Origin of the sequence: Inquilinus ginsengisoli, assembly GCF_031453975.1 — a bacterium.
In the GTDB taxonomy this organism is placed as follows: domain Bacteria; phylum Pseudomonadota; class Alphaproteobacteria; order DSM-16000; family Inquilinaceae; genus Inquilinus; species Inquilinus ginsengisoli_A.
In genome coordinates, this window is the sequence record NZ_JAVDPW010000011.1 from 228,285 (window position 1) to 253,547 (window position 25,263).

28 protein-coding genes are annotated in these 25,263 nt (G+C 71.0%); 10 read left to right on the forward strand and 18 right to left on the reverse strand.

The window, feature by feature from the left end; all coding sequences use genetic code 11:
- Positions 1 to 95 precede the first annotated feature (95 nt).
- The 4 genes from E9232_RS29055 to E9232_RS29070 form a co-directional block, all read right to left on the reverse strand.
- On the reverse strand, positions 96 to 2,711 hold the full coding sequence (locus E9232_RS29055) for an MMPL family transporter (protein ID WP_309800178.1): 2,616 nt from the start codon (positions 2,709 to 2,711) through the stop codon (positions 96 to 98).
- Between the two features lie 92 nt (positions 2,712 to 2,803).
- Complete coding sequence (locus E9232_RS29060) at positions 2,804 to 3,985, reverse strand: MFS transporter (protein WP_309800180.1); 1,182 nt, start codon at positions 3,983 to 3,985, stop codon at positions 2,804 to 2,806.
- A 10-nt stretch (positions 3,986 to 3,995) separates the two neighbouring features.
- Positions 3,996 to 5,270, reverse strand: coding sequence for a Gfo/Idh/MocA family oxidoreductase (locus E9232_RS29065; protein WP_309800181.1), 1,275 nt, complete (start codon positions 5,268 to 5,270; stop codon positions 3,996 to 3,998).
- Between the two features lie 91 nt (positions 5,271 to 5,361).
- Positions 5,362 to 5,964 (reverse strand): TetR/AcrR family transcriptional regulator, encoded by a 603-nt coding sequence (locus E9232_RS29070; protein ID WP_309800183.1) that lies wholly within the window; start codon positions 5,962 to 5,964, stop codon positions 5,362 to 5,364.
- Between the two features lie 102 nt (positions 5,965 to 6,066).
- Here E9232_RS29070 and E9232_RS29075 point away from each other — a divergent pair, with 102 nt between their 5' ends.
- The 3 genes from E9232_RS29075 to E9232_RS29085 all read left to right on the forward strand — a co-directional run bounded on the left by E9232_RS29075 (position 6,067) and on the right by E9232_RS29085 (position 8,094).
- Positions 6,067 to 6,771, forward strand: coding sequence for a glutathione S-transferase N-terminal domain-containing protein (locus E9232_RS29075; protein ID WP_309800184.1), 705 nt, complete (start codon positions 6,067 to 6,069; stop codon positions 6,769 to 6,771).
- Positions 6,772 to 6,773: 2 nt separating this feature from the next.
- Positions 6,774 to 7,478, forward strand: coding sequence for a glutathione S-transferase family protein (locus E9232_RS29080; protein WP_309800186.1), 705 nt, complete (start codon positions 6,774 to 6,776; stop codon positions 7,476 to 7,478).
- 190 nt (positions 7,479 to 7,668) lie between these two features.
- Positions 7,669 to 8,094, forward strand: a complete 426-nt coding sequence (locus tag E9232_RS29085; protein WP_309800189.1) for an OsmC family protein — start codon at positions 7,669 to 7,671, stop codon at positions 8,092 to 8,094.
- 61 nt (positions 8,095 to 8,155) lie between these two features.
- Here the strand turns inward: E9232_RS29085 and E9232_RS29090 are convergent, their stop codons facing one another.
- From E9232_RS29090 to E9232_RS29100, 3 genes are all read right to left on the reverse strand, one after another.
- Positions 8,156 to 8,362 carry a hypothetical protein gene (locus E9232_RS29090; RefSeq protein ID WP_309800191.1) on the reverse strand — a complete coding sequence of 69 codons (207 nt, stop codon included), beginning with the start codon at positions 8,360 to 8,362 and terminating at the stop codon, positions 8,156 to 8,158.
- 104 nt (positions 8,363 to 8,466) lie between these two features.
- Entirely contained in the window at positions 8,467 to 8,985 is a 519-nt protein-coding gene (locus tag E9232_RS29095; protein ID WP_309800192.1) for a DUF1579 domain-containing protein, read from the reverse strand.
- Positions 8,986 to 9,014: 29 nt separating this feature from the next.
- Positions 9,015 to 9,542, reverse strand: a complete 528-nt coding sequence (locus E9232_RS29100; protein ID WP_309800193.1) for a DUF1579 domain-containing protein — start codon at positions 9,540 to 9,542, stop codon at positions 9,015 to 9,017.
- Between the two features lie 88 nt (positions 9,543 to 9,630).
- On the opposite strand from E9232_RS29100, the gene E9232_RS29105 reads away from it, so the two are divergent.
- Complete coding sequence (locus E9232_RS29105; RefSeq protein WP_309800194.1) at positions 9,631 to 10,605, forward strand: helix-turn-helix transcriptional regulator; 975 nt, start codon at positions 9,631 to 9,633, stop codon at positions 10,603 to 10,605.
- A 3-nt stretch (positions 10,606 to 10,608) separates the two neighbouring features.
- Here E9232_RS29105 and E9232_RS29110 read toward each other — a convergent pair whose 3' ends face one another.
- Positions 10,609 to 11,298 (reverse strand): GntR family transcriptional regulator, encoded by a 690-nt coding sequence (locus E9232_RS29110; RefSeq protein ID WP_309800196.1) that lies wholly within the window; start codon positions 11,296 to 11,298, stop codon positions 10,609 to 10,611.
- Between the two features lie 6 nt (positions 11,299 to 11,304).
- Positions 11,305 to 12,300, reverse strand: a complete 996-nt coding sequence (locus tag E9232_RS29115) for a Gfo/Idh/MocA family protein (protein ID WP_309800197.1) — start codon at positions 12,298 to 12,300, stop codon at positions 11,305 to 11,307.
- A gap of 212 nt (positions 12,301 to 12,512) precedes the next feature.
- On the opposite strand from E9232_RS29115, the gene E9232_RS29120 reads away from it, so the two are divergent.
- The 5 genes from E9232_RS29120 (at position 12,513) to E9232_RS29140 (ending at position 16,655) form a co-directional block, all read left to right on the forward strand.
- Positions 12,513 to 14,219, forward strand: a complete 1,707-nt coding sequence (locus E9232_RS29120) for an IlvD/Edd family dehydratase (RefSeq protein ID WP_309800199.1) — start codon at positions 12,513 to 12,515, stop codon at positions 14,217 to 14,219.
- 34 nt (positions 14,220 to 14,253) lie between these two features.
- Positions 14,254 to 15,165, forward strand: coding sequence for a dihydrodipicolinate synthase family protein (locus E9232_RS29125; RefSeq protein ID WP_309800202.1), 912 nt, complete (start codon positions 14,254 to 14,256; stop codon positions 15,163 to 15,165).
- Between the two features lie 100 nt (positions 15,166 to 15,265).
- Positions 15,266 to 15,580, forward strand: a complete 315-nt coding sequence (locus tag E9232_RS29130) for an ArsR/SmtB family transcription factor (protein ID WP_309800205.1) — start codon at positions 15,266 to 15,268, stop codon at positions 15,578 to 15,580.
- Complete coding sequence (locus E9232_RS29135) at positions 15,577 to 16,059, forward strand: SRPBCC family protein (RefSeq protein WP_309800207.1); 483 nt, start codon at positions 15,577 to 15,579, stop codon at positions 16,057 to 16,059. The genes E9232_RS29130 and E9232_RS29135 overlap by 4 nt, the downstream gene beginning before the upstream one ends.
- Positions 16,047 to 16,655 (forward strand): ATP-dependent Clp protease proteolytic subunit, encoded by a 609-nt coding sequence (locus E9232_RS29140; RefSeq protein WP_309800209.1) that lies wholly within the window; start codon positions 16,047 to 16,049, stop codon positions 16,653 to 16,655. Before E9232_RS29135 ends, E9232_RS29140 begins: the two co-directional genes overlap by 13 nt.
- On the opposite strand, the gene E9232_RS29145 is transcribed toward E9232_RS29140, so the two are convergent.
- The 9 genes from E9232_RS29145 to pcaD form a co-directional block, all read right to left on the reverse strand.
- Positions 16,652 to 17,989, reverse strand: coding sequence for a 3-carboxy-cis,cis-muconate cycloisomerase (locus tag E9232_RS29145; RefSeq protein WP_309800210.1), 1,338 nt, complete (start codon positions 17,987 to 17,989; stop codon positions 16,652 to 16,654). The genes E9232_RS29140 and E9232_RS29145 overlap by 4 nt on opposite strands.
- A gap of 115 nt (positions 17,990 to 18,104) precedes the next feature.
- On the reverse strand, positions 18,105 to 18,683 hold the full coding sequence (locus tag E9232_RS29150; protein ID WP_309800211.1) for an HPF/RaiA family ribosome-associated protein: 579 nt from the start codon (positions 18,681 to 18,683) through the stop codon (positions 18,105 to 18,107).
- Positions 18,684 to 18,774: 91 nt separating this feature from the next.
- Positions 18,775 to 19,980, reverse strand: coding sequence for a 3-oxoadipyl-CoA thiolase (pcaF, locus tag E9232_RS29155; RefSeq protein ID WP_309800213.1), 1,206 nt, complete (start codon positions 19,978 to 19,980; stop codon positions 18,775 to 18,777).
- The gene (locus E9232_RS29160) at positions 19,977 to 20,750 is read right to left on the reverse strand and encodes a CoA-transferase subunit beta (protein ID WP_309800215.1); all 774 of its coding nucleotides are present in this window, start codon (positions 20,748 to 20,750) and stop codon (positions 19,977 to 19,979) included. The genes pcaF and E9232_RS29160 overlap by 4 nt, the downstream gene beginning before the upstream one ends.
- A gap of 2 nt (positions 20,751 to 20,752) precedes the next feature.
- A complete protein-coding gene (locus tag E9232_RS29165) occupies positions 20,753 to 21,610 on the reverse strand; it encodes a CoA transferase subunit A (RefSeq protein WP_309800217.1) in 858 nt (285 codons plus the stop codon).
- A gap of 12 nt (positions 21,611 to 21,622) precedes the next feature.
- Positions 21,623 to 22,201: a protocatechuate 3,4-dioxygenase subunit alpha gene (pcaG, locus tag E9232_RS29170; protein ID WP_309800219.1), complete on the reverse strand. Its 579-nt coding sequence runs from the start codon at positions 22,199 to 22,201 to the stop codon at positions 21,623 to 21,625.
- Positions 22,198 to 22,905: a protocatechuate 3,4-dioxygenase subunit beta gene (gene pcaH / locus E9232_RS29175; protein WP_309800222.1), complete on the reverse strand. Its 708-nt coding sequence runs from the start codon at positions 22,903 to 22,905 to the stop codon at positions 22,198 to 22,200. The genes pcaG and pcaH overlap by 4 nt, the downstream gene beginning before the upstream one ends.
- Positions 22,902 to 23,300, reverse strand: coding sequence for a 4-carboxymuconolactone decarboxylase (gene pcaC, locus E9232_RS29180; RefSeq protein ID WP_309800224.1), 399 nt, complete (start codon positions 23,298 to 23,300; stop codon positions 22,902 to 22,904). The genes pcaH and pcaC overlap by 4 nt, the downstream gene beginning before the upstream one ends.
- Complete coding sequence (gene pcaD / locus E9232_RS29185; protein WP_309800226.1) at positions 23,293 to 24,081, reverse strand: 3-oxoadipate enol-lactonase; 789 nt, start codon at positions 24,079 to 24,081, stop codon at positions 23,293 to 23,295. Before pcaD ends, pcaC begins: the two co-directional genes overlap by 8 nt.
- 100 nt (positions 24,082 to 24,181) lie before the next feature.
- Between pcaD and pcaQ the strand changes: the two genes are divergently transcribed.
- Positions 24,182 to 25,141 carry a pca operon transcription factor PcaQ gene (gene pcaQ / locus E9232_RS29190; protein WP_309800228.1) on the forward strand — a complete coding sequence of 320 codons (960 nt, stop codon included), beginning with the start codon at positions 24,182 to 24,184 and terminating at the stop codon, positions 25,139 to 25,141.
- The last annotated feature ends 122 nt before the right edge of the window (positions 25,142 to 25,263 follow it).

Here is a 25,263-nt window from a genome sequence, read left to right on the forward strand (position 1 = left end):
AGAGCGAAACGCCTCGCTCCGGGTGGTGCCGAGGCTAGGCGCGTCGCGCCGTTCCGGTCAGCGGCCATGATCGGCACGGCGTGTGAAGATGGGCTTCATGATTCGCGACTCCCCCGGGTCGTGGCCACCGGGCCCAGCAGCGCCGGCATGAACACCAGCACGGCCAGCAGCGTATAGCCCAGCTCGATCGACAACAGCTCTCCCATCCCGGCAGTTCCAGGGTGGGGTGAAAGCCACAGGCTGCCGAAGGCCGAGGCCGTGGTCAGGGCGCTGAACACGACCGCGCGGGTGGTGCTGGACTGCAGCGGATTGCCGCGCCCGGCGCGCCAGTTCATCACGAAGTAGATGTCGAAGGCGACGCCGATGCCCAGCAGCAGCGGCAGGGCGATGATGTTGGCGAAGTTGATCGGCAGGCCGATGACGACGGTGGTGGCCAGGGTCAGCAGCCCGGCCAGCATCAGCGGCACCAGCGCCAGCAGCACGTCGCGCAGCCGGCGCAGCGTGACCGCCAGCAGCAGCGCGATCATCGCGGTCGCCAGGATGCCGGCTGTGATGAAGGCGCCGACGATGGTGCGGCTGGACTGCTGGATCGTCACCGCCGTCCCGGTGGCATGCGGCGCGACCGCGAGCACCGCGTCGACGAAGCGCTCCATCACGGCATTGTCCGCGGCATTGCCCTTGGGGAAGACCGACAGCCGGGCCTGGCCGTCGGGGGCGACCCAGCTCTCCTTCAGGTCCTTCGGCAGGTCGGCCAGCGCGACCGGCTGCACCGACAGGATCAGCCGCAGCCGGTCCAGCGTCAGCGGCAGGTGGACCAGCAGCGCCTCGCCGACCCGCGCCAGGGTCGCGGCATCCGCCTTGGACAGGCGGTCCAGCCCGTCGGCCAGCCGCCGTTCCGGGCTGTCCGGCTCCGGGGCGATCTGCCGCAGCGTCGCCGCGGTCTTGGCGGCCGCCGCGCGCAGTGCGTCGTCGGTGGGTGGGGTCGTGGCGGCGGGCGTGTCCAGGGTCGGGCCGATCAGCAAAGCGAGGTCCGACAGGATCGCCAGCTTCTCCGGCTGGTCGGCGGGGACGAAGCTGTTCAGCGACAGCACGTTCGCCACCTCCGGCAGCTTCTCCAGCTGGGGCGTCAGCGCCGCCGCGGCCTCGACCGACGGGGTCAGGACGTCGATGGTGTTCGGCGTGGTCAGCGGATCATGCATCAGCTCCAGCATCGTCGATGCCGATTCGGTGCGCGGATCCACCAGGTTGAGCGGGTTGAAGTCGAAGCTCAGCCGCGGCAGCAGCGCCAGCGCGCCCAGTGCCACCACCACGCCGCCGGCCATCACCAGGCGACGATGCGCCAGCAGGAAGCGGTCGACCGGCGCCAGCGTCGTCCAGCCGACCTCCCGGCGCTCGGCCCGCACCGGCAGCAGTGCCAGCAGGGCCGGCAGCAGGGTCAGGTTCAGCGCCACGGCGATCAGCATGCCGAAGCCGGCGATCAGCCCGAGTTCGGAGACGCCGCGATAGGCGGTCGGCAGGAAGGCGAAGAAGCCGCTGGCCGCGGCCAGCGAGGCCAGCACCAGGGCGCCGCCGATCCGGCGGATGGCGGCGCTGGTGGCGGCCCGGGCGTCCGGGGCGTGGCTGCGCTCGGCCCGGAAGGCGACGCAGAGCTGGACGCCGAAATCGACGGCGATGCCGACGAACAGCACGGCGAAGGCGACCGAGATCAGGTTCAGCGCACCGACGGTCAGGGCGGCGAAGGCCGCGGTCATCAGCAGGCCGACGAACAGCGTGATCATGATCGCGGCGGTCATGGTCACCGAGCGCAGGGCCAGCAGCAGCAGCCCCAGCACCAGCACCACCGCCAGGGTGGTCGACACGCCGATGCCCTCGCTGACCGAGGCGAACTGGTCGTCATTGATCGCGATGTTGCCGGTCTGCCGCACGGTGACGCCGTAATCCGGGGTCAGATGCAGCTTCTCCGCCGTGGCGCGGACGAAGTCGGTGGCCTTCTTGCCGGGCTGCAGCGCGCCGTAATCCTGCACCGGCTGGGCCAGGACGAAGCGCCGCAGCGCCCGCGGCGACGGCGGCCCCGAGGACAGCAGCGACTGCCAGGATAGCGGCTGGACCACATGGGCCGAGGCCAGGTTGGCGTCGATCGTCGCCGCCATGCGGCCGAAGGCCTCCTGCGACTGCGACCGCTGGGCCTGGCCGTTCTGGATGCCCTGCAGCACCAGGTCGATGACGCCGAGCAGCCCGCGCAGCGTCGGGTCCGCGGCTAGGCCGCCGAGCAGCGGCTGGGCGGCGATGACGTCGTCCGCGGTCTGCTGGACCTCCTTGGTCGACAGGAACAGGATGCCGTTCTGGTCGAAGAACGGCCCGCCATCCGGCCGCCGGGCGGTGGTGAACAGCGACGGCTCGGCGATCAGGGCGGCGGTCAGCTGGGACGCCGCCGAATCGGCCAGCTCCGGCGTCTGGCCGTCGATCACGATGGCCAGCAGGCCGCGATTCTGCGGGAAGGCCGCGTCCAGGGCCGCGTTGTCCTGCTGCCAGGGCAGGTTGGGGTCGATCAGCGTGCCGGTGTCGGTGTTGATCGACAGATGCCGCATCACCACCAGCACGGCGCAGACCGACAGAACCAGCGCCGCGCCGATCACCCACAGCGCATGGCGCTGACAGAAGGCGCCGAGGCGGACAAGGGCTCGGGTCGGGGACAGATCGGAGGCAGGCACGCGGTCCGCTTTGCGATGGTGGGAAGGGCAGGCGGGCGCTGTTGTATCCTGCTTCGCCGATGCGAGAAAGCTGCCCGGTGACTCGGGCCGTTTTAAGGCGCGGGCGTGGGCGCCGGGGCGACGAGGCGGGCGACGCCCAGCCAGGCCAGCGCCGCGGCGGCGATGCCGGCCATCAGCAGCCAGGGTTCGGCGCCGGTGACGCGCAGCGCCCAGGGGATCAGGGCGGTGGTGCCGGCCAAGCCGACGAAGGCCATCAGGAAGGCGTAGCCGGCCTGGGCCATGTAGTGCAACTCGGGCCGGATCCGGGTGCGGATCACGGTCTGGGCCACGAGATAGGCGCCGCCGAAGGTCATGGCGTGGCCGACCTGGCTGACCACGATCAGGACGAAGGGCGGATCGAAGGCCAGCAGCAGCCAACGGCCCATCGCCACCAGGCAGCAGATCGCCAGCAGCGTGGCCGGCGGGATCCGCTCCAGCCGCCGGGCGGCATAGCGGTAGACCACGATCTCGGCGGCGACGGCGGCGCCCCAGATCAGGCCGGTGCTGCCCTGGGCGACGCCATGGTCGATCCACCAGATGGTGCCGAAGGAATAGTAGAAGGCGTGCGAGGCCTGCAGCAGCAGCGACGGCATCAGCATCGGCGCGGCCACGGCCAGGGCCGAAGCCGCGGCGCGCGGGTCGATGCGCTGCGCCGGCGGCTGCCAGGACGGGCCCAGCACCGACAGGCCGAGGCAGGCCAGCAGGCCGGCGGCGACGAAGGGCAGCAGGGCGATGCCGTTCGGCAGCAGCAGCAGCGCGCCCATGCCGAGATTGCCCAGCATGAAGGCGAAGGACCCCCAGGACCGCATCCGGCCATAGCCATGGCCGCTGCGCAGCGCCACGGTGTTGGCGAAGCTCTCGATCAGCGGGATCGACCCGTAGATCAGCCCGACGACGACGATCGAGAGCAGGCCGATGGTGGCGGGGTCGGCGATCAGCGCCGCGCCCAGCAGCACCAGCGCCGCGGTGAAGGCGGCGCCGGCCGCCAGGGTGCCGGCGGGCAGCAGCAGCGTCGCCACCGTGCCGAAGGCGAGGATGCATAGCGCGCGCAGGGCGAAGCTTGAGGCCATGGTCCAGCCGACCGCATCGGCCGCCAGCCCGCTCGCCGCCAGCCACACCGGCAGATACGGCGTCAGGATGCCGCTGACCCCATAATGCGCCGACAGGGCGGCCACGGCGCGCAGCCGGCCATGGTCCGGCCGCGTCTCCGCCCCGCCCACCGTGCCGTCGCTCACGCCCGTCCCGTCACAGCCGGACCACGGTGCCGGTGCGGCGCGAGCGTTCGGCGGCGAAGGCCATGAAGTGGCTGTCGAGCGATTCCTCCAGCGAGGCCAGGGCGACATTGACCTGGCTACGGCCGCGGCGCTGGACCTGCCGGCCCAGGAACTCCGCCATCAGCCGGTCGTCGCCGCCGGCATGGCGGCCCACCATGGTCATGCCCAGCCGGATGGTGGTGACATCGTCGGTGCGGAAGTCGGTCACCACGATCTCGTTCTTCTCCAGGTTCCCGGCGATCTCGCCATGGGTGCCCATCAGGTGCAAGGTCCGGGTGTTGTCGGCGGTGAAGGCGCTGACATTCAGCGTGGCGCTGACCCCGTTGGCGAAGCGCATCGCCACCACCTGGTTGTCGACCACGTCGTTGTCGCAGCGATAGACGCAGCGGCCATAGGGGCCGTCCTGCAGCGCCGCCAGGATGCCGTCGGACGAGGTGTCGAGGCTCAGCACCGTGTGCGGCCAGCCATTGCCCGGCTTGAACTTCTCGAGATAGATGCGCTGGGCGGAGTAGGGGCAGCTGCGCTCGACTTTGCAGCCGTCGTCGCAGCGGTCGGTCGACCCGTCGGGCGCGTTCTCGCGCCGGAAATGGGCCAGCGACCCGACCGAGGACAGCTCGGTGCAGGGCGCCCCGACCAGCCAGCGGACGATGTCCAGGTCGTGGCAGGTCTTGGCCAGGATCAGCGGGCTCGACTCCGCCTCGCGCCGCCAGTTGCCGCGCACGAAGCTGTGGGCGAAGTGCCAGTAGCCGATGTGCTCGGTCTGGCGCAGCGTCACCAGCCGGCCGATGGTGCCGCGCTCCAGGATCTCCTTGATCCGCGAGAAGAACGCCGTGTAGCGCAGCACATGGGCGACGGTGATGTCGGCGCCGCTTTCCCGCGCGGCCTCCGCCAGGATCCGCGTCTCCTCCTCGGTCGGCGAGATCGGCTTCTCCAGCAGGATGCCCAGCCCGCGGCGGATGGCGGCCAGGGCCGGCTCCAGATGCAGCGTGTCCGGCGTGGTGATCAGCACCGCGTCCAGCCCGGTCTCGCGCTCCAGCAGGTCGCGCCAGTCGGCGTAGAGGTGCTCGGGGCCAAGCCCGTGGCGGGCGGCGGCGTCCTGCAGCCGGTCGGCCCGGGGGTCGGCGATGGCGACGATCCGCGCCATGTCCGGCCGGCGGCGGATGTAGTCGCCATAGGCTTCGATGCCGCGGTTGCCGGCGCCGATGACGGCGACGCGGATCTGCGGGGCTTTCGGGGGCTGGGACATCGGTCTTGGCTTTCAGGCTCGGACGATGGCCAAGGCTTACCTTTTTGCCGCACCCTCGGCCAGCCCGTCGCGAGCCTGCGCCCGGCCCAGGTCAGGGGGCCCGGAACAGCGTCCCCACCAGCGCGTCGGCGATCCGCTGCAGATGGGCCGAGTCCTGGTAGACCCGCTCCATCACCGCGAGGCCGCGGGTGAAGGTGACGACCAGGTCGGCGGCTTGATCCGGCGTCACCCGGCACGGGTGATCGCCCGGCGTCACCGCCAGCCGGTCCGGCGCGGCCGATAGCGCCGCGGCGATGATGCGGTGCAGCGCGTCCAGCATGCCCCGTAGCCGGTCCCGCACCCGCGGGTCGTCCAGGGCGGCCTCCGTCGCTGTCTTGGTGCTCAGGCAGCCGCGGGCGGGCGTTCCGTTGGTCATGCTGGCGATGGTGAAGGCGAACAGCGCCTTCAGCCCATCCCGCGGGTCCGGCGCGGCCAGGGCCTCCGCGGCCGAGGCCAGGAACCGGGCGACATAGCCGTCGAAGGCCAGCAGGAAGATGTCCTCCTTGCCGCCATAGGCGTTGTACAGCGACCCGCGCTGCACGCCGGTGGCCTCCGCCAGGTCGGCCATCGTGGTCGCCCGCATGCCCTTGCGCCAGAACACCTCCAACGCACCCGCAAGCATCTCGCCTTCATCGAACTGCCGGACACCGGCCATGGTCGCCTCGGATCATTCTTGACAATGGTGTCAAATTTGACGTTGATGTCAAACATAGCCGATCGACTCCCCGACGGCTACCCCGCCTGCAAGGACATGGCGATGATCGACCTGCACTACTGGACCACGCCCAACGGCCACAAGGTGACGATCGCGCTGGAGGAGCTGGGGCTGCCCTACCGCATCGTGCCGGTGAACATCTCGACCGGCGACCAGTTCAAGCCCGACTTCCTGGCGATCGCCCCGAACAACCGCATCCCCGCCATCGTCGATCACGACCCGGCGGAAGGCGGCGCGCCGATCTCGATCTTCGAATCCGGCGCCATCCTGGAATACCTCGCCGACAAGGCCGGCCGCCTGCTGCCCAAGGCGCCGCGCGCGCGGTTCGAAGTACTGCAGTGGCTGTACTGGCAGATGGGCGGCCTCGGCCCGATGGCCGGGCAGAACCACCATTTCTCGGCCTATGCGCCGGAGCGCATCCCCTATGCCACCGAGCGCTACGTCAAGGAGACCGGGCGGCTCTACGGCGTGCTCGACCGCCGGCTGGCCGATCGGGAGTTCGTCGCCGGCGAATACTCGGTGGCGGATATCGCGATCTATCCCTGGATCGTGCCCTATCAGCGGCAGCAGCAGCGGCTCGAGGATTTCCCGAATGTCGCCCGCTGGTTCGCCGCCATGGCGGCCCGGCCGGCAGTGGTCCGCGCCTATGAGATCGCCGCGGAGATCAACACCGTGCCGACCGTCACGGCTGAATCGAAGTCGGTGCTGTTTGGCCAGTCGGCCACGACAGTGTCGGGCCGCGCCTGACCATGGCGACCGCCGCGCTGACCCTCTACGAGCTCGCCGCGGCCGACGCCGCGCTACGCTTCAGCCCGCACTGCTGGAAGACCCGCATGGCCCTGGCGCACAAGGGGCTGGAGGCCGAGCGCGTGCCCTGGCGCTTCACCGAGAAGGCGGCCATCGCCTTCTCCGGCCAGGGCATGGTCCCGGTGCTGGTGCATGACGGCGAGACGGTCACGGATTCCTGGGCGATCGCGCTGCATCTGGAGCAGCGCTTCCCGGACCGGCCGTCGCTGTTCGGGGGTAACGGGGCGATGCCGCTGGCGCGCTTCGTCAATGGCTGGGCCGACACCGTGCTGTCCCCGGCGATCGCGCGGATCATCGTGGCCGATGTCCATGGCCGCGTGCACGCGGCCGACCGCGACTATTTCCGCACCTCGCGGGAGCAGCGGTTCGGCCAGGCGCTGGAGGATGTCGTCGCCGACCGGCCGGCCAATCTCGCGGCGTTCCGCCGGGCGCTGCAGCCGCTGCGGCGGGCCCTGGCCGGGGATGCCTTCATCGCCGGGCCGGCGCCCGCCTATGCCGATTACTGCGTGTTCGGCATGCTGATGTGGGCCCGCTGCATCAGCGATGTCGAACTGCTGGAGCCCGACGATCCGGTCTCGGCCTGGCGCGACCGGCTGCTCGACGCCTTCGGCGGCCTGGCCCGATCGGCCCCGACGGCGCGGGGCTGATCAGCTGTTCGGCGCATGCCCGCCCGGGCACCGGCGGCGCGTGGGCGGGGTCTCTTCCGCGTCGATAATTCATCTTGACCCGATATGGCACATCGGGGTGCTTGGGGGTGTTCAGCAGGGGCGGGATGCCGAAGGCCCCGCACCGCAATTTTCCCCAACGCCTTCTGACGATCGATCGAGGAGAGCGACCATGAAGAAATCCGGATCCGCCATCTGGCAGGGTGGCCTCAAGGACGGCAAGGGCGCCATTTCCACCGAGAGCGGCGCGCTGAAGGAATACCCCTACGGCTTCGCCAGCCGGTTCGACGGTCAGCCGGGCACCAACCCGGAGGAGCTGATCGGCGCCGCCCATGCCGGCTGCTTCTCGATGGCGCTGTCGCTGATCCTGGGCGAGGCCAATCTGAAGGCCGACCGGCTGGACACCAAGGCGGTGGTCACGCTGGAGAAGGTCGATGACGGCTTCGCCATCACCGCCGTGCACCTGACGCTGACGGCCAAGATCCCCGGCGCCGACCAGGCGACCTTCGAAGCGCTGACCGCCAAGGCCAAGGCCGGCTGCCCGGTGTCGAAGGTGCTCAACGCCCAGATCACCCTGGACGCCACGCTGGTGGCCTGACCCGAACCGCGGCCGGCGTGGCGGGCGACCTCAGGGGTCGCGCGCCGCGCCGGCCGCGGACTCAGTCGGCGAGCATCGCCAGGGCGGCGCGGCGGTCGCTCGGCTTCAGCTTCAGGAACAGTGCCCGGGCCTTCTTGATGTCGCGCTCGGTGCCGCTGTCCGCCGCGGCCTTGAGGGCCACGGTGGTCGCATGCTCCGGGCCGCAGATGAAGGCCACGGCCTTGGCCAAGCGCCCCATCGCCGCGCGGTCGATCGTCGTCTCGTCCATTCCGGTCTCGTCTCCGTCCGCCGGGCTCGTTTCCCGGGTTCTGGACCATCACGCGACCGTTGCACAGAATATTCCGCCGGGCTGCCATGCCCGGGCGGCGCCGGTCAGGCGGCGATCCGGGTGAACCGCATGTCCCAGTTGGTCTCCCAGCTCGCGCCGGCATCGGTCGAGAATGCCTGCTGCCAGCGTGCCGACCGTTCCGTGATCTCCGACCAGATGTAGCGGACGATGATCGGCGTGCCCTCCCAGTTGTCGTCGCCCAGGAAGGTGCCGATCCCGGCCTCGAACCGGCCCTGCACTGGCGGCTCCAGGGTGGGGAAGCGGCTGTCGATCCACCAGATCGACCACAGCCGGGTCGCGGGGTCGAACAGCTTCAGCCCGCCGCCGCGATAGGGCCCGGCCGGGGTCTCCAGCAGGTTGTCGTCGGCATGGGCCAGGCCGCCGACGATCGGCCGCACCTCGCTCCAGCCGTCGAATTCGGCCCAGTCGGTGTCGCCGACCAGGCGCTTGCGCAGCTTGCGGTGCGACACCGACCAACGGCCGTCGAGCCAGTCGAAATCATGGCGGCCGTCGTGCGGGATCTCCGCCGCGGCGGTGTCGGATCTGGCGAACAATGCCGGCATCGTCGTCTCCTGTGGGTTGCGATCCGGGATCAACCGACGCGGTCGAAGCGCATGATCCAGTTGGTTTCCCAGGTCGCGCCGGCATCGGTCGAGAACGCCTGCTCCCAGCGCGCCGAGCGCTCCGCGATCTCCGACCAGATGAAGCGGACCACGATCGGCCGGCCCTCCCAGGTATCTTCGGCGACGAAGGTGCCGACGCCGTTCTCGAACCGGCCCCGCACCGGCGTGTCCAGGCCGGGGATCCGGCTGTCGATCCACCAGATCGACCACAGCTTCTCCACCGGGTCGAACAGCCGCAGCGCCCCGCCGCGATAGGTGCCGGACGGCTGCTCCAGGAGGTTGTCGTCGACATTGGCCAGGCCGCCGACGATCTGCCGCATCTCGCATTGGCCGGCGAACTCGTCCCAATGGGTGTCGCCGGCCAGGCGCTTGCGCAGCTTGCGGTGCGACACCGCCCAGCGCCCGGCGAGCCAGTCGAAATCGTCGCGGCCGTCGCGCGGCGCGGTGGTCGAAGCCTGGTCGGTGGTGATGGCGGGCTTGGTGAACAAGGCGGACATGACCGTCTCCCGTTGGATGTGAACGGGAGGAGCATGAGGCCCACATCCTGACATCTCGTGTCAGGATTTTTTCGGCTATATTGGGTTCATGCGCGCCAACCGCCTGCTGTCGATCCTGCTCCTGCTGCAATCGCGTGGCCGCCTGACCGCGCAGGCGCTGGCGGAGGAGTTCGAGGTGTCGGTGCGGACGGTCTATCGCGACATCGACGAACTCAGCGCCGCCGGCGTCCCGGTCTATGCCGATCGGGGTCCGGGAGGCGGCTTCCAGCTGCTCGACGGCTACCGCACCAAGCTGACCGGGATGACGTCGGGCGAGGCCGAGACCCTGCTGCTGGCGGGCCTGCCGGGGCCGGCGGCCGAGCTGGGCCTGGCCGAGCCGCTGGCGATGGCGCGGCTCAAGCTACTCGCGGCGGTGCCGGCGGCGGCGGGCGAGGGGGCGACGCGGGTCGGCGACCGCTTCCATCTCGACCCGGTCGACTGGTATCGCCGCACCGCGCCGCCGCCGCCGCATCTGCAGGCGATCGCGCAGGCGGTGTGGCGGCAGCGGCGCCTGGTCATCCGCTACGAAAGCTGGTCGGCCACGGTGCGGCGGACGGTCGATCCGCTCGGCCTCGTGCTCAAGGCCGCCACCTGGTACCTGATGGCCCGGATCGATCGCGACATCCGCACCTACAAGGTCGCCAAGGTGCTGGACCTCGACATGCTGGAGGAGGGCTTCGATCACCCCGCCGGCTTCGACCTGGCGGCGCATTGGCGCGGCACGCTGCAGCGCTTCGAGCGCGAGCTGCGGCGGGCCGAGGCGGTGCTGCGTGTGTCGCCGGCGGCGCTGCCGGGGCTCGACCGCCTCGGCGCCGATGCGGCGGAGGCGGTGCGGCAGGCGCCGCCGGACGCGGCGGGATGGCGCCAGGCGACGGTGCCGATCGAGGGCATCGACCACGCCGCCGGCCTGCTGCTCGGCTTCGCCGACGGGATCGAGGTGCTGGATCCGCCGGCCCTGCGCCAGGCCCTGGCCGACCGCGCCCGCCGGGTGGCGGCGCTGTATCGCGACGAGGCGGCCGGCTGAGCGTCAGGCGGCGTCGTCCGGCGGCGGCTCCTTGTCCGGGCGCTGCCCGGCCAGAGAGAGGTAGTCGAGCTTGCTGGGCTGGAGGTGGTCGACGCACAGCTGCGCCAGCGCCCAGTTGTCCCGGCCCTTCAGCATCTCGATCATCATCCGGTGGTGGCCGCGCGACACCTCCAACATCGTCCCGTCGGCCAGGGTCTTGGCCCGGACCGGCAGGCTCAGCCGCATGTAGTGCTCGATCGAGGCGACGAGGTAGTCGTTGCCGCAGGCGCCGAACAGGGTCAGGTGGAAGCGGTCGTTGCACTCGTGCACGCCGCGCAGGAAGCCGCGCGCGACATGGCCTTCATATTCCGTCTGGATGTCGAGCAGCCGGGCGATCAGCTCGGCCGGGGCGGGCAGGGGGATGGCCAGCGCCGCCTGGCGCTGCAGCAGCTCGCGCACCGCGTAGATCTGGCGCACCTCGTCCGGCGTCAGCGACCGCACCATGGCACCCTTGTTGCGCTCGCGGGTGACCACGCCCAGCCGCTCCAGCTGGTACAGCGCCTGGCGGATGAAGTGGCGGGTGACCGGGAAGCGGGCCAGCAGCACGTCCTCGACCAGCCGCGTCCCGGGCGGCAGCCGGCCGAAGATGATGTCCTCCTCCAGCGCCCGGACGATCGCGGCCTCCTTGCCGCCATAGGCCATGGTCTCGGTCATCGTGGGCTAGGGCCGGGCGGCCGCATAGACGGCCTCGACCAGACGCAGCGTCTCGAGGTTGTCGGCCGGGCCGGTCTCGAACGGCGCGCCGGTCTCCAGCCCGTCCAGGAAATGCCCGATCGCGTCGTCATAGGCGGTCTGGTAGGCCTCGACCAGGTCGTAGGCGATGCTCTCCGGCTGCGCTCCGGCCAGGGCCAGCACCCCGTCGCGCAGCGTGATCGCGCCGGCATCGCCCAGGAACTCCGCCCGGTCGGTCAGCACCGGCCCGTGGCCGTAAGCCGCCAGGTTGCCGGCCAGAATCGCGGTGCCGTCCGCGCTGCGCAGCATCAGCAAGGCGCTGTCCTCGCCGCGCAGCTCCGCCGTGCTGCGCCCGATCGCCGAGGCCGCCAGCGTCAGGGGGCCCAGCAGATAGCGCAGCGTGTCGATGTGGTGAATCAGGATCTCCATCACCAGCAGCCGGTCGAGCCCGGCGAAGAAGGGCTGGCGCACCAGGGCGGGCCGCGCCCCGTCGGCGTCGGCGATCATGCCGCTGCTCAGCAGGTCCATCCGCGCCTGCCGCACTTTGCCGATGCGGCCTTCCTCGATCCAGCGCCGGGCCTGGCGGTAATAGGGCCGGAACCGCCAGTTCTCATGCACCATCAGCTTGACGCGGCCGTCGACCGCCCGGACCAGCGCCTCGGCCTCGGCCAGCACCGGGGCCAGCGGCTTCTGGCACAGGACCGGCAGGCCGCGCTCCGCCGCCAGCGTCACCAGCTCGACATGGGTCTCGCGCGGGGCGCAGATGTCGAGGGCGTCGAGCGGAACGGTGTCCAGCATGGTCCGCAGATCGGGGAAGTTGCGCTCGATGCCGAAGGCCTCGACCCGGGCGACCCGGCTTTCCCGCGACGGGTCGGCGATCGCCACCACCTGGGCCCGCCGCGCCTGCGCCTGCCAGCCCAGCAGGTGATGGCGGCTGACCCAGCCGGCGCCGACGAGGCCGATCCTGAGGCGCTGGGCAGTCATTCGGAAACCCCGCTTGCGATGTTGGCCGGATGAGAACCCGGCCTCTCGATGATTGTCAATAATCACGGCGGGATTCCGGCGAGCCCGAGCGGAACCCAAGGTAGCTTTGTACGATTATTGACAATCCTTCGCCGCGGGCTAGGGTAGGGCGGCCGCGCGGATCGTCCGCCGGCCATCGGCCTTGGGCCGATATCCAGTCGGAAGGATGCCCCATGGTACAGCGTGGCCTGCGGAAGGGCCTGACCAGCTACGGCGATCCCGGCTTCTCCTTATTCCTGCGCAAGGCCTTCATCAAGGCCATGGGCTATTCCGACGATGCGCTGGACCGGCCGATCATCGGCATCACCGACACCTACAGCGACTTCAACCCGTGCCACGGCAACGTGCCGGCGCTGATCGAGGCGGTGAAGCGCGGGGTGATGCTGGCCGGCGGCATGCCGATGGTGTTCCCCACCATCTCGATCGCCGAATCCTTCGCCTATCCCACCAGCATGTTCCTGCGGAACCTGATGGCGATGGACACGGAGGAGATGATCAAGGCCCAGCCGATGGATTCGGTGGTCCTGATCGGCGGCTGCGACAAGACCTTGCCGGCCCAGATCATGGCGGCGGCCAGCGCCGACCTGCCGGCGATCGTGCTGCCGGTCGGGCCGATGGTGGTGGGCCACCACAAGGGCGAGGTGCTGGGCGCCTGCACCGATTGCCGGCGGCTGTGGGGCCGTCATCGCGCCGGCGAGATCGACGAGGTGGAGATCGAGACGGTGAACGGCCGGCTGGCCCCGTCGGTCGGCACCTGCATGGTGATGGGCACGGCCAGCACCATGGCGATCATGACCGAGGCCATGGGCCTTTCACTTCCGGGAAGTGCGGCGATCCCGGCCACCCATGCCGACCGCATCCGCTGCGCCGAGGCCACCGGCAAGGCAGCGGCGCAGATGGCGGTGACCGGTGGCCCGCGCCCGTCCGAGATCCTGGTGCCGGGCGCCTTCCGCAACGCCATGGTGGCGCTGCAGGCGATCGGCGGGTCGACCAACGGGCTGGTCCATCTCGCCGCCATCGCCGGCCGGGCCGGCCAGCCGCTGGACTATGCCGAATTCGACCGGATCGGCCGCGACACCCCGGTGCTGATCGACCTCAAGCCCTCCGGCGCGCACTACATGGAGCATTTCCACCATGCCGGCGGCGTGCCGCATCTGCTGGCCGAGATCCGCGACCTGCTGGACCTGACCGTGCCGAATGTCGGCGGCGGCACCCTGGGCGACACCCTGCCGGCGCCGGGCGAATGGCACGACGCGGAGGTGATCCGGCCGCGCAGCAACCCGCTGAAGGCCCAAGGCGCCATGGCGGTGCTGCAGGGCAATCTGTGCCCGCGCGGCGCGGTGATCAAGCAGTCGGCGGCGACGCCGGCCCTGCTGCAGCACACCGGCCGGGCGGTGGTGTTCGAATCGGTCGAGGACATGACGGAACGGGTCGACGACCCCGATCTCGACGTCACGGCCGACGACGTGCTGGTGCTGCGCAGCGCCGGGCCGAAGGGCGCGCCGGGCATGCCGGAGGCCGGCTACCTGCCGATCCCGCGCAAGCTGGCGCAGCAGGGCGTCAAGGACATGGTTCGCCTGTCCGATGCGCGGATGAGCGGCACCGCCTTCGGCACCATCGTGCTGCACATCACCCCGGAATCAGCGGTCGGCGGGCCGCTGGCCCTGGTCCGCACCGGCGACCTGATTCGCCTGGACACCGCCGGCCGGCGCCTCGACCTGCTGGTCGACGACGCCGAGCTGGCCCGCCGTGCCGCCGCGGCACCGCCCCCGCAACCGGCCCCGTCGCGCGGCTATGCCAAGCTGTTCCACGACAGCGTGCTCCAGGCCGATGAAGGCTGCGACTTCGATTTCCTGGTTCCCGACCGGGGCGCGCGATGAGCCGCGCCCCGATTTGCCCGAGAGGACATCTGCCATGCCGAGACTGACCGGCGTCATCGCCGCCGCCGCCACGCCGCTGCGCGACGATCTCACCATCGACCTCGACCGGCTGATCGCGCATTGCCACTGGCTGCTCGTCGAGGGCGGCTGCGACGCCGTCAACCTGCTCGGCACCACCGGCGAGGCCACGTCCTTCTCGGTCGAGCAGCGGCTGGCGGCGATGAAGGCGGTGGCCGAGGCCGGCCTGCCGCTGCACCGCTTCATGGTCGGCACCGGGGCCTCGGCGCTGGAGGATGCGGTGCGGCTGACCGGCACGGCCAAGGCGCTGGGCTTCGCCGGCGCGCTGTTGCTGCCACCCTTCTACTACAAGGGCATCGATGACGAGAGCCTGGGCGCCTATGTCGACACGGTGATCGGCAAGGTCGGCGCCGATGGCCTGGGCCTCTACCTCTACCACATCCCCCAGAACACCGGCGTGCCGTGGCCGATCGAGGTGGTGTCCCGGCTGGCCGAGCGCCACCCCGGCACCCTGGCCGGGCTGAAGGATTCCTCCGGCGACATCGCCTATTCCACCGACCTGGCCAAGCGGGTTCCCGGCATCGCCGTGTTCCCCAGCTCCGAGGCCACGCTGGGCCTGGCGAAGGCGCGCGGCTTCGCCGGCTGCATCAGTGCCACCACCAATGTCACCGGCCCGCTGGCCCGGATCGCGTTCCACCAGGCCGGCAGCCCGGAGGCGGAGGCCGCGGTGGCCGCCGCCGGCGCGCTGCGGGCGGCGCTCAGCAGCGTCACCTTGGTCGCCGCGGTCAAGGACACGCTGGCCGAGATCCATGGCGACGCCGCCTGGCGCCGGCTGCATCCGCCGCTGCGCGCCCTGACCGAGGCCGAGCGGCAGACGCTGCGCGCCGCCCTGGCGAAGACGGAGTATGCGCGGATCCATTCGGTCTGACGCCTCAACGCCACCCAGCCTGACACCGCCGTCCGACCCTCCCATCACCATGGGAGGGTCATTGTTGCGAATCGCATAAGTATCGGCTTATATGATTCCCATGACCGCGACCGCGATCCTCCAGGCCCTGGCCGACCCGACCCGCCGTGCCGTGTTCGAGCGGCTGTCCGATGGCGAGATGAGTGTGTCGGAGCTGAAGTCCGGCTTCGCCGTGTCGCAGCCGGCGATCTCGCAGCATCTCGCCGCCCTGCGCCGCGCCGGACTGGTGGCGGAACGGCGCGAGGGCCGCTTCGCCTATTACCGGGCGGCGCCGGAAGGCCTGGCCCCGCTCGGCGACTGGATCGACCGCTACCGCGCCTTCTGGCCGGAGCGGGTGGCGCGCCTCAAGACCCTGCTCGAGGACATGGACCCATGACCGACCTGAAGGACCGGGCCGACGACATCGTCGTCGACTGTGATCTGGACCACCCGCCGGAGAAGGTGTGGCGGGCGCTGACCGAGCCGAAGCTGCTCGGCGTCTGGCTGCTGCCGAACGACATCCGGGCCGAGGCGGGGCAGCGCTTCACGCTGCGCGACGGGCCGGGTGCGAGGCAGCCGATCGACTGCGAGGTGCTGGCGGCCGAACCGCACCGGCTGCTGCGCTACAGCTGGCGCGGCCGCGACCGCGATGCCGGCGGCAAGCCGCTGGACACGGTGGTGACCTTCACCCTGACCGACACCGCGACCGGCGGCACGCGGCTGCGGGTGGTGCACAGCGGCTTCCGCATCGGCGCCCGCGCGACGGCGCTGTGGACGGGCACGCCGGCGCCGCGGTGCTCCGGCGGCCGACGCCTCCCGATGCGGCCTCGGATCACGGCCTCCGCGGTCGGTGGAGGCCTGCGATGGGCGGCATGACCATGTCCCTGGTGCCGATGGTGGTGGAGCAGTCGGGCCGCGGCGAGCGCGCCTTCGACATCTTCTCGCGCATGCTGCGCGACCGGATCGTGTTCCTGAACGGCCCGATCGACGACACCGTCTCCGCTCTGGTCTGCGCCCAGCTGCTGTTCCTGGAATCGGAGGATCCGCGGCGCGAGATCGCGATGTACATCAACTCGCCCGGCGGGGTGGTCAGCAGCGGGCTCGCGATCTACGACACGATGCAATATATCAAGAGCCCGGTGTCGACCGTGTGCATGGGCTCGGCGGGATCGATGGGGTCCTTCCTGCTGATGGCCGGCGCGCCCGGCCGGCGCATCGCCCTGCCCAACGCCCGGGTGGTGCTGCACCAGCCCTCCGGCGGCTTCCAGGGCCAGGCCTCGGACATCGAGCGCCATGCCGAGGACATCGTGAAGCTCAAGCGCCAGTTGAACCTGCTCTACGCCAAGCATTGCGGCCGCACCTATGACGAGGTCGAGCGCACCCTGGACCGCGACCGCTTCATGACCGCGGAAGAGGCGAAAGCCTGGGGCATCATCGACCATGTGACGGAGCGGCGGGAGGAGGCGGCCTAACCTGCCGCCGCCGCCAGCACCCGGTCGATGAAGGCATCGGCCGCGCCCAGGTGGCGGGCGGGGTCGCGCAGGGCGGGCCAGTCGACCGGGACGTCGGAGGTCTCGGCCAGCAGGTCGAACAGGTGGCGGCCGGTGGCGGTGGCCCGGGTCGCCGCCGCCTTCACCAGCCGCTGCGCCTCCGGCCGCGGCATGTGGGCGGACAGGGCGAAGCTGGCGGCCTCGGCCAGCAGCAGGCCGTGCGACGCTTCCAGCTGCGCCGCCATCCGCACCGCGTCAACCTTCAAGCTGCCGGACAGGGCGACGGCATGGTTCAGCGCCGCGCCGGTGGCGACCAGCATCTGCGGCAGGGCCAGCCATTCGATCTGCCAGGCGGCGCCGTCGCGCTCATGCTCGTGCAGCATCGCGTGGTGCAACTGCCCGACCATGCCGGCGTTGAAGCGGGCCAGGGCGACCAGCGCCTCTGGCCCGACCGGGTTCGACTTCTGCGGCATGGTCGACGACCCGCCGCCGGCGCCCGGCCGCACCTCCGCCACCTCGTTCTGGGCCAGCAGGATCAGGTCGCGGCCGATCTTGCCCAAGGTTCCGGTCACCAGCGCCAGCCAGCCGGCGAATTCGGCAATGCCGTCGCGCTGGGCGTGCCACGGCATCGGCGACACGGCGAGGTCCAGGACCTCGGCCAGCGCCGCCTCGACCGCGATGCCGTCCCCGCCCAGCGCACCCAGCGTCCCGCTGGCGCCGCCGAAGGACAGCAGCAGCAGGCGGGGCTTCAACTCACGCAGCCGGTCGCGGTCGCGCAGCAGCGGCGCCAGCCAGCCGGCGACCTTGAGGCCGAAGGAAATCGGCGTCGCCTGCTGCGACCGGGTGCGGCCCGGCATCACCGTGCCGCGATGGGCGTCGGCCAAGCCGGCCAGCGCCGTCACCAGCGCCGCGATCCGGCCGTCGAGGATGCCGATCGCCCGGCGCAGCCGCAGCACCAGGCCGGTGTCGATGATGTCCTGGCTGGTGGCACCCCAATGCACCGCCTGGGCCGCCTCGTCTCCCGCCGACGCCGCCACGGCCTGGCGCAGCGTGGCGACCAGGGCCGGCAGCGGCACGCCGTCCTCCGCCGTGCGCGCGGCCAGCGCCGCCGGGTCGGGGTCGAGCGCGCCGGCCGCCGCGGCGATGGCGCTGGCGGCCCCGGCGCCGATCACGCCGCAGCGCGCCTGCGCCTCGGCCAGCGCCGCCTCGACCTTCAGCATCGTCCGCAGCACCGTCCGGTCGGTGAACAGGGCGGCGGTCTCGGCATCCGATAGCAGCGGGCCGGTCAGGGCGGAATCGAATGGCGAGACGGTCATCGGGGAGCCTCAGAGTCTGCGGCGGACCGCGGATCGCTTTCGCCTTCGGCCCAAGGGCCGGGTCCGACGGCCGATGACGCCGCCGGCCCAGCTGAAAGTCAAGGAGGCCCCGCCGCTATTCGCTGCGGCGGTCGGCGCCCAGCAGCCGGATCGAGCTCGCCTGCGGCCCCATCGGGCCTTCGCCGGTGGCCAGGGTGAGATGCACGATGGTGCCGACCGTCAGCTCGTCGAAGCGGCCATCGACCACGGCGTTGCGGGTGAAGTACAGGTTGCCGGCCGCCTTGGCCTCGACGAAGCCATAGCCCTGCTCCGGAAACACCCGGGTGACGCTGCCGCTCTCCCCGGCCGCCTCATGCGTCTTCACCTCGCCATGCGCGATCCTGGTGGCGTCGTCCAGCTGGCGTTCGACCACGTCGAAAGTGCGGTTGACGATGGTGCCCTGGTCCGCCGCGCTCCTGTGCTCCTCCGCGTCCCTGGCCACGATCATCGGCTTGCCCGGGATCTCGGCCTCGATCGAGATGCCCAGCGGCGGCCGGCTGCCCTGGGCGCTGCGGTGCGGCGCCTCGATCACCACGCGGCAGCCGATCAGGCTGGGATACATCCGGTCCAGCCGGTCCACGCGCTCACGCACGACCGCCTTCATCGCGTCGGACCCGTCGATGTTCTTGAACGAGAGCTGCAAGGGCTTCTGCATGGGGGAACCTCCTTGGCGGTGGGTGCAGCCGCCTTCCGGAGCCGGCGGCTGCATACCCTGGCGAACCGCCCGAGCCGGATGGGAGTTCCCCCTAAACTGCCTCGAGCGCCAGGGCGATGCCCTGGCCGACGCCGATGCACATGGTGGCCAAAGCGCGCTTGCCGCCGGTCAGCTTCAGCTGCAGCGCCGCGGTACCGGCGATGCGGGCGCCGGACATGCCGAGCGGGTGGCCGAGCGCGATGGCGCCGCCATTCGGGTTCACATGCGCCGCATCGTCGGGCAGGCCGAGGTCGCGGGTCACCGCCAGCGCTTGGCTGGCGAAGGCCTCGTTCAGCTCGATCACGTCGAAATCGCCGATCGTCAGGCCCAGCCGGGCCATCAGCTTGCGGCTGGCGGGGGAAGGGCCGAAGCCCATGATCCGCGGCGCCACGCCGGCGGCGGCCCCGCCCAGGATGCGGGCGATCGGGGTCAGCCCGTGCCGAGCCGCCGCCGCCTCCGACGCCACGATCAGCGCCGCGGCGCCGTCATTGACGCCGGAGGAATTGCCGGCGGTCACGGTGCCGCCCTTGCGGAACGGCGTCGGCAGGGCGGCCAGCTTGTCCAGCGAGGTCTGGCGCGGATGTTCGTCGCGATCGACCACCATGGCCTCGCCCTTGCGCTGTGGGATGGTGACCGGGACGATCTCGCGCGCCAGCCGGCCGCTGGCCTGGGCGGCCAGCGCCTTCTCCTGGCTGCGCAGGGCGAAGCCGTCCTGGTCGGCGCGGGACACGCGGAACTCCTCGGCCACGTTCTCGCCGGTCTCCGGCATCGAATCCGTGCCGTACATCTCCTCCATCCGCGGGTTGACGAAGCGCCAGCCGATGGTGGTGTCGTAGACGGCATTGCTGCGGGAGAAGGCGCTCTCGGCCTTCGGCATGACAAACGGAGCGCGCGACATGCTCTCGGCGCCGCCGGCCAGCATCAGCTCGGCCTCGCCGGCCTTGATGGCGCGGGCGGCGATGGTCAAAGCGTCGAGGCCGGAGCCGCACAGGCGGTTCACGGTCGACCCCGGGATCGCCGCCGGCAGCCCGGCCAGCAGCAGCGCCATGCGGGCGATGTTGCGGTTGTCCTCGCCGGCCTGGTTGGCGCAGCCCAGCACGACGTCGTCCACCGCCTCCCAGTCGACCTTGCTGTGGCGCTCCATCAGCGCCTTCAGCGGGATCGCGGCGAGGTCGTCGGGGCGGACGGCGGACAGGGCACCGGCATAGCGGCCGATCGGGGTGCGCAGATAGGCGCAGAGAAAGGCGTCGCGGCTCATGCGGCTTCTCCATGGGCGATGCGCGTGCGTTCCTGCAGGTCGCGCAGCGTCTTCAATTCCAGCGCCGAGGGCGGCGGGGTCTGTTCCAGCGTGTCGGCGAAGCGGACGGTCCAGCCGCAGCTCTCCTGCACCTGCTCGCGGGTCACGCCGGGGTGCAGCGAGACCACGGTGAATTCCTTCGTCGCAGGGTCGAGGCGCCAGACGGCGAGGTCGGTGACCAGCAGGGTCGGGCCCTTGGTGGTGACGCCGTGGCGGGCGCGGTCGTCACCGCCGCTGCCATGGCCGAGCGAGGTGAAGAAGTCGATCTTGTCGACCATGCCGCGCTTGCCCTGCTTCATGGTGATGAAGATCTCGCCGCAGGAGGTCGCGATCTCCGGCGCGCCGCCGCCGCCGGGCAGCCGCACCGTCGGCTTGTGGTAGTCGCCGATCACGGTGGTGTTGATGTTGCCGAAGCGGTCGAGTTGGGCGGCGCCGAGGAAGCCGACCGTGACCCGACCGCCCTGCAGCCAGTAGCGGAACATCTCCGGCACCGACACGGTGGTGACGGCGGTGTCGCACAGCTCGCCGTCGCCGATCGACAGCGGCAGCACCTCCGGCGCGGTGCCGATGGTGCCGGATTCATAGATCAGGGTGATGTCGGGGGCGTGGGTCAGCCTCGCCACGTTACAGGCGGCCGAGGGCGCGCCGATGCCGACGAAGCAGACATCCTCGTTGCGCAAGGCTCGGGCCGCCGCGATCGTCATCATCTCATCAGGGGTGAAGTCAGGCATGGTCAGCCCCTCCCGTTCAGCGCCGCGACCCGGCCGGCGAAGGCGCCGGGACCGCTTTCGAGCACATTGGTCTTCATCCAGGCCAGGAAGCCGTCGCGGTCGGTCGCGATCTTGTCCCAGGCCAAATAGAAGGCGTTGTCGCGGGGATAATAGCCATGGGCGTAGGACGGGTGGGCGCCGCCCGGGATCTCGACGATCGAGGTCACGGTCCAGTGCGGCAGCACGCAGGCGTTCGGGTGAACGTCGTCGAAATCCGCGACGATCTCCTCCACCGTCACCACCGACCGCCTGGCCGCCAGCACCGTTTCCTTCTGCACCCCGACGATGCCTTCGATCAGCACGTCGCCGCGGCGGTTCGCCTTCTGGGCGTGGATGAAGGCGACGTCGGGGCGGATCGCCGGCACCGCCGCCAGCGTCTCGCCGGTGAAGGGGCAGGTGATCGACCTGATGTTCGGGTTGACCTCGGCCAGGCCGGCGCCGCGATAGCCGCGGAACACGGCGCAGGGCAGGCCGGCCGCCCCGGCCTCATAGGCATTGGCCATGGCAGCGTGGGAGTGCTCCTCGATCTCGACCGGGTTGGGCCAGCCCTTCTCGATCGCGTCGCGCACGCGGCGCAGCAGGCCGACGCCGGGGTTGCCGGCATAGGAGAAGATCAGCTTCCGGGCCATGCCCATGCCGACCATCTGGTCGTAGACCAGGTCGGGCGTCATCCGCACCAGGGTCAGGTCACGCCGTCCCTGGCGGATCGCCTCATGCGCGGCGGCGTGCGGGATCAGATGGGTGAACCCTTCGAAGGCGGCGGTGTCGCCGTCCCTTAGGTTCTCGGCCACCGCCTCGGCCAGGGTCTGGAATTTGGCCATGAACTCTCTCGGTCAGATGTCGAAGAACACGGTTTCGTCGGCACCCTGCATGCGGATGTCGAAGCGGTAGCGGCCGGGCCCGTCCGGCCGGGCGACCAGGGTGTTACGTCGCACCTCGGGCACGGCATTCAGCACCGGGTCGCTTGCATTGGCCGCCGCCTCGTCCGGGAAGTAGATCCGGGTGTAGACGTGGACCAGCATGCCGCGCATGAAGACGATGACGCTGAGATGCGGCGCCTCGCCGGGCGCGGCGATGCCCGGCTTGATCGTGTCGAACACGAAGCGCCGCTCCGGGTCGGTGCCGGTGCCGCAGCGGCCGAAGCCGGCGAAGCCGTCATTGGCGGTGCGCTGCGGCCCGGCGAAGACGCCCTTGGAATCCGCCTGCCAGATCTCGACCAGCGCGTCCTCGATCGGCTGGCCCTGGCCGTCCAGCACCAGTCCGGCGACGCGGATGCGGTCGCCCGGCACGGCGTCGCCGGCGATGGTGCCGTCGGCGATCTGCGGGAAGTCGTAGCCGTATTGGCGCGGCACCAGCCCATAGGCGAAGAAGGGGCCGACGGTCTGCGACCCGGTCTGGGGAAGCTTGCTCATCGGTGGCCCTCTTCCATCGGCGTCGCCAGGCGTCCGCGCAGGACGATGTCGAACTGATAGCCCAGCGCGAATTCCGGCTCGGTGATGTCGATGTCGAAGCGCGATACCAGGCGCTGCTGCGCCGCGGGGTCGGCGATGCTGTTGAACATCGGGTCCAGCGTGTGCAGCGGGTCGCCCGGGAAGTACATCTGGGTCACCAGCCGGGTGGCGAAGGCCGGGCCGAACACCGAGAAGTGGATGTGCTGCGGCCGCCAGGCATTGGCGTGGTTGCGCCAGGGGTAGGCGCCGGGCTTGATCGTCAGGAAGCGGTAGCGGCCCTCGGCGTCGGTGACGCAGCGGCCGGCGCCCAGGAAGTTCGGGTCCAGCGGCGCATCGTGCTGGTCGACCTTGTGGATGTAGCGGCCGGCGGCATTGGCCTGCCACAGTTCGACCAGCGTGCCGGCGACCGGCCTGGCATCCTCGTCCAGCACCTGGCCGGTGACGATGATGCGCTCGCCCAGCGGCTCGCCGTTGACGCGGCCGTTGCGGGTCAGGTCGGACTCGCCGGGCGGGGCGGCCGCCGCGGTGAAGGCCGGGCCCTGGTGTTCCGACAGGGAACCGGTCAGTGGGATCAGCTTCTGCGACGGCGCCCGCAGCACGGTCGAGCGGTAGCCTTCGAACAGATGGGGCGGATGGATCCGCCAGTCGCGTGGCTGGAAGCTCACTTGTTCTCCTCCCGGTCCACGCCGTCGCGTTCGGCGAAGACCTGCTTGGCGATGGCGAAGGCGGCGTTGGCGGCCGGCACCCCGGCATAGACCGCGACATGCAGCAGCGCCTCGCGGATGTCCTCCGCCGTGGCGCCGGTGTTCGCGGTGGCGCGGATGTGCATCGCCAGCTCGTCGTGATGGCCCAGCGCGGCCAAGAGCGCGATGGTCAGCATCGACCGCTCGCGATGGGTCAGCTGCGGCCGGGTCCACACCCCGCCCCAGGCGCCGTTGGTGATGAACTCCTGGAACGGCGCGTCGAAGGCCGTGGTCCGGGCCTGGGCGCGGTCGACATGGGCGTCGCCCAGCACCTGGCGGCGGACCTTCATGCCCGCGTCGTACGATGTCTCAGCCACGGGGCGCCTCCTCGATGAATCCGCGGATCAGCCGGGCCAGGGTGTCCGGCGCCTCGACGCAGGGGATATGGCCGGCGCCCGGGATGTCCGCGTAGCGCGCGCCGGGGATCAGCGCCGCCAGCGACCGCACCAGCTCCGGCGTCGTCGCGGTGTCCGCGGTGCCGCACAGGCACAAGGCCGGCACCGCCACCGCCTGCGCCACCGCGGTCAAGTCGCCGTCGCGCAACGCGGCGCAGGCGCTGAGATAGCCGTCGGCCGGGGTGCGGCTGAGCATATTTCGGGCGATCGCCACCCGCTCCGGCTGCTCCGCCCGGAAGGCGGCGGAGAACCAGCGCTCCATCGTCGCCTCGGCGATGCTGGCGACGCCGGCGGTGCGGATCGCATCGATGCGGGCCTGCCAGCTCTCGGTGGTGCCGATGCGGTGGGCGGTGTCGCACAGGATCAGGCGGTCGACCAGGTCCGGCCGCAGGTGGCTCAAGGCCAGCGCGATCATGCCGCCGATCGACAGGCCGACGATGGTGGCGCGGCCGATGCCCCTGGCGTCCAGCAGCGCCGCGAGATCGGCGGCGTGGGCGTCGATGCTGTCGCCGCCTTCGCTGGCGGACAGGCCGTGGCCGCGCTTGTCGTAGCGCAGGGTCCGATGGTCGGGGAACTGCGGCACCACCGCATCCCAGATGCGGAAATCGGTGCCGACCGAATTGACGAAGACCAGGGCGGGCGCGTCGCGCGGACCCCTGTCCTCGATGTGCAGCACGATGCCGTTTGCCTTGACCGCGTCCATCCCCGATCCCTGGTCCTGCCTGGGTGTCCTGATGCGACTGTGCTCGGCGGCAACGGTTATGTAAAATGACGAATTGGCCGAGAAACATAACCGGACGAGTATGGCGGAACGCGGCGACAGCGCGGCGGGGATCGAGCGGCGGATCAAGTTCCGGCACCTGCAGTGCTTCCTGGAGGCGGCGCGGCTGCGCAGCGTGGTCGCGGCGGCCGATGCGCTGTCGATCAGCCAGCCCGCGGTGTCCAAGACCCTGCGCGAGCTGGAGGAGGCGCTGGGCGCGCCGCTGTTCGACCGCAGCCGCAAGGGCGTGGTGCTGACCGCCTTCGGCAAGACCTTCCTGCATCATGCCGGCACCAGCGTCACCGCCCTGCGCCAGGGCATCGAAAGCGTGGTGCGGGCCCGCGCGGCGGGGGAGGAGCTGCTGCGCGTCGGGGTGCTGCCGACCGTGGCGGCGCAGATGATGCCGGCGGCGCTGCAGCGCTTCCGCGAAGCCTGCCCTGGCGTGGTGGTGCGGGTGGTCGACGGCCCGAACCAGATGCTGCTGGGCCAGCTGCGCGTCGGCGAGCTCGACCTCGTGCTCGGCCGGCTGGCGGAGCCGGAGCAGATGACCGGCCTGTCCTTCGAGCATCTCTATTCCGAACGCATCGCCTTCGCCGTCCGCCCCGGCCATCCGCTGCTGAGCCGCCCGTCTCTCGCCATCCGCGACATCGGCGCCTTCCCGGTGATCGCGCCGCCGCCCGGCTCGGTGATCGGGCCGACGGTCGACAAGCTCTTGATCGCCGCCGGGGTCGGGGCGCTGCCCGACCGGATCGAGAGCGTCTCGCCGACCTTCGGCCGGTCCTACACCCGCCTCACTGATGCGGTCTGGATCATATCGCGCGGCGCCATCGTCCAGGATGTGGAGGAGGGCGTGCTGGCCGAGTTGCCGATCGACGACGGCGATTCCACCGGCCCGGTCGGCCTGACCATGCGGGCCGAGGTGCCGGCCACCGCCGCGGGCCAGGTGTTCATGGCCATGGTGCGCGACGAGGCCCGGGACATGCGGTCGGCCATGCCGGGCTGAGCTGCCGGCGGGAACCAGCGTTGCACGCCAACCGCTTGCCCGACGGGCCGGTTGTGGCCGAAGCTCATCCTGTTTCTCATGATCCCCGCAGGGGCGGGCAGCACTCGACCGGCATCGTCGCC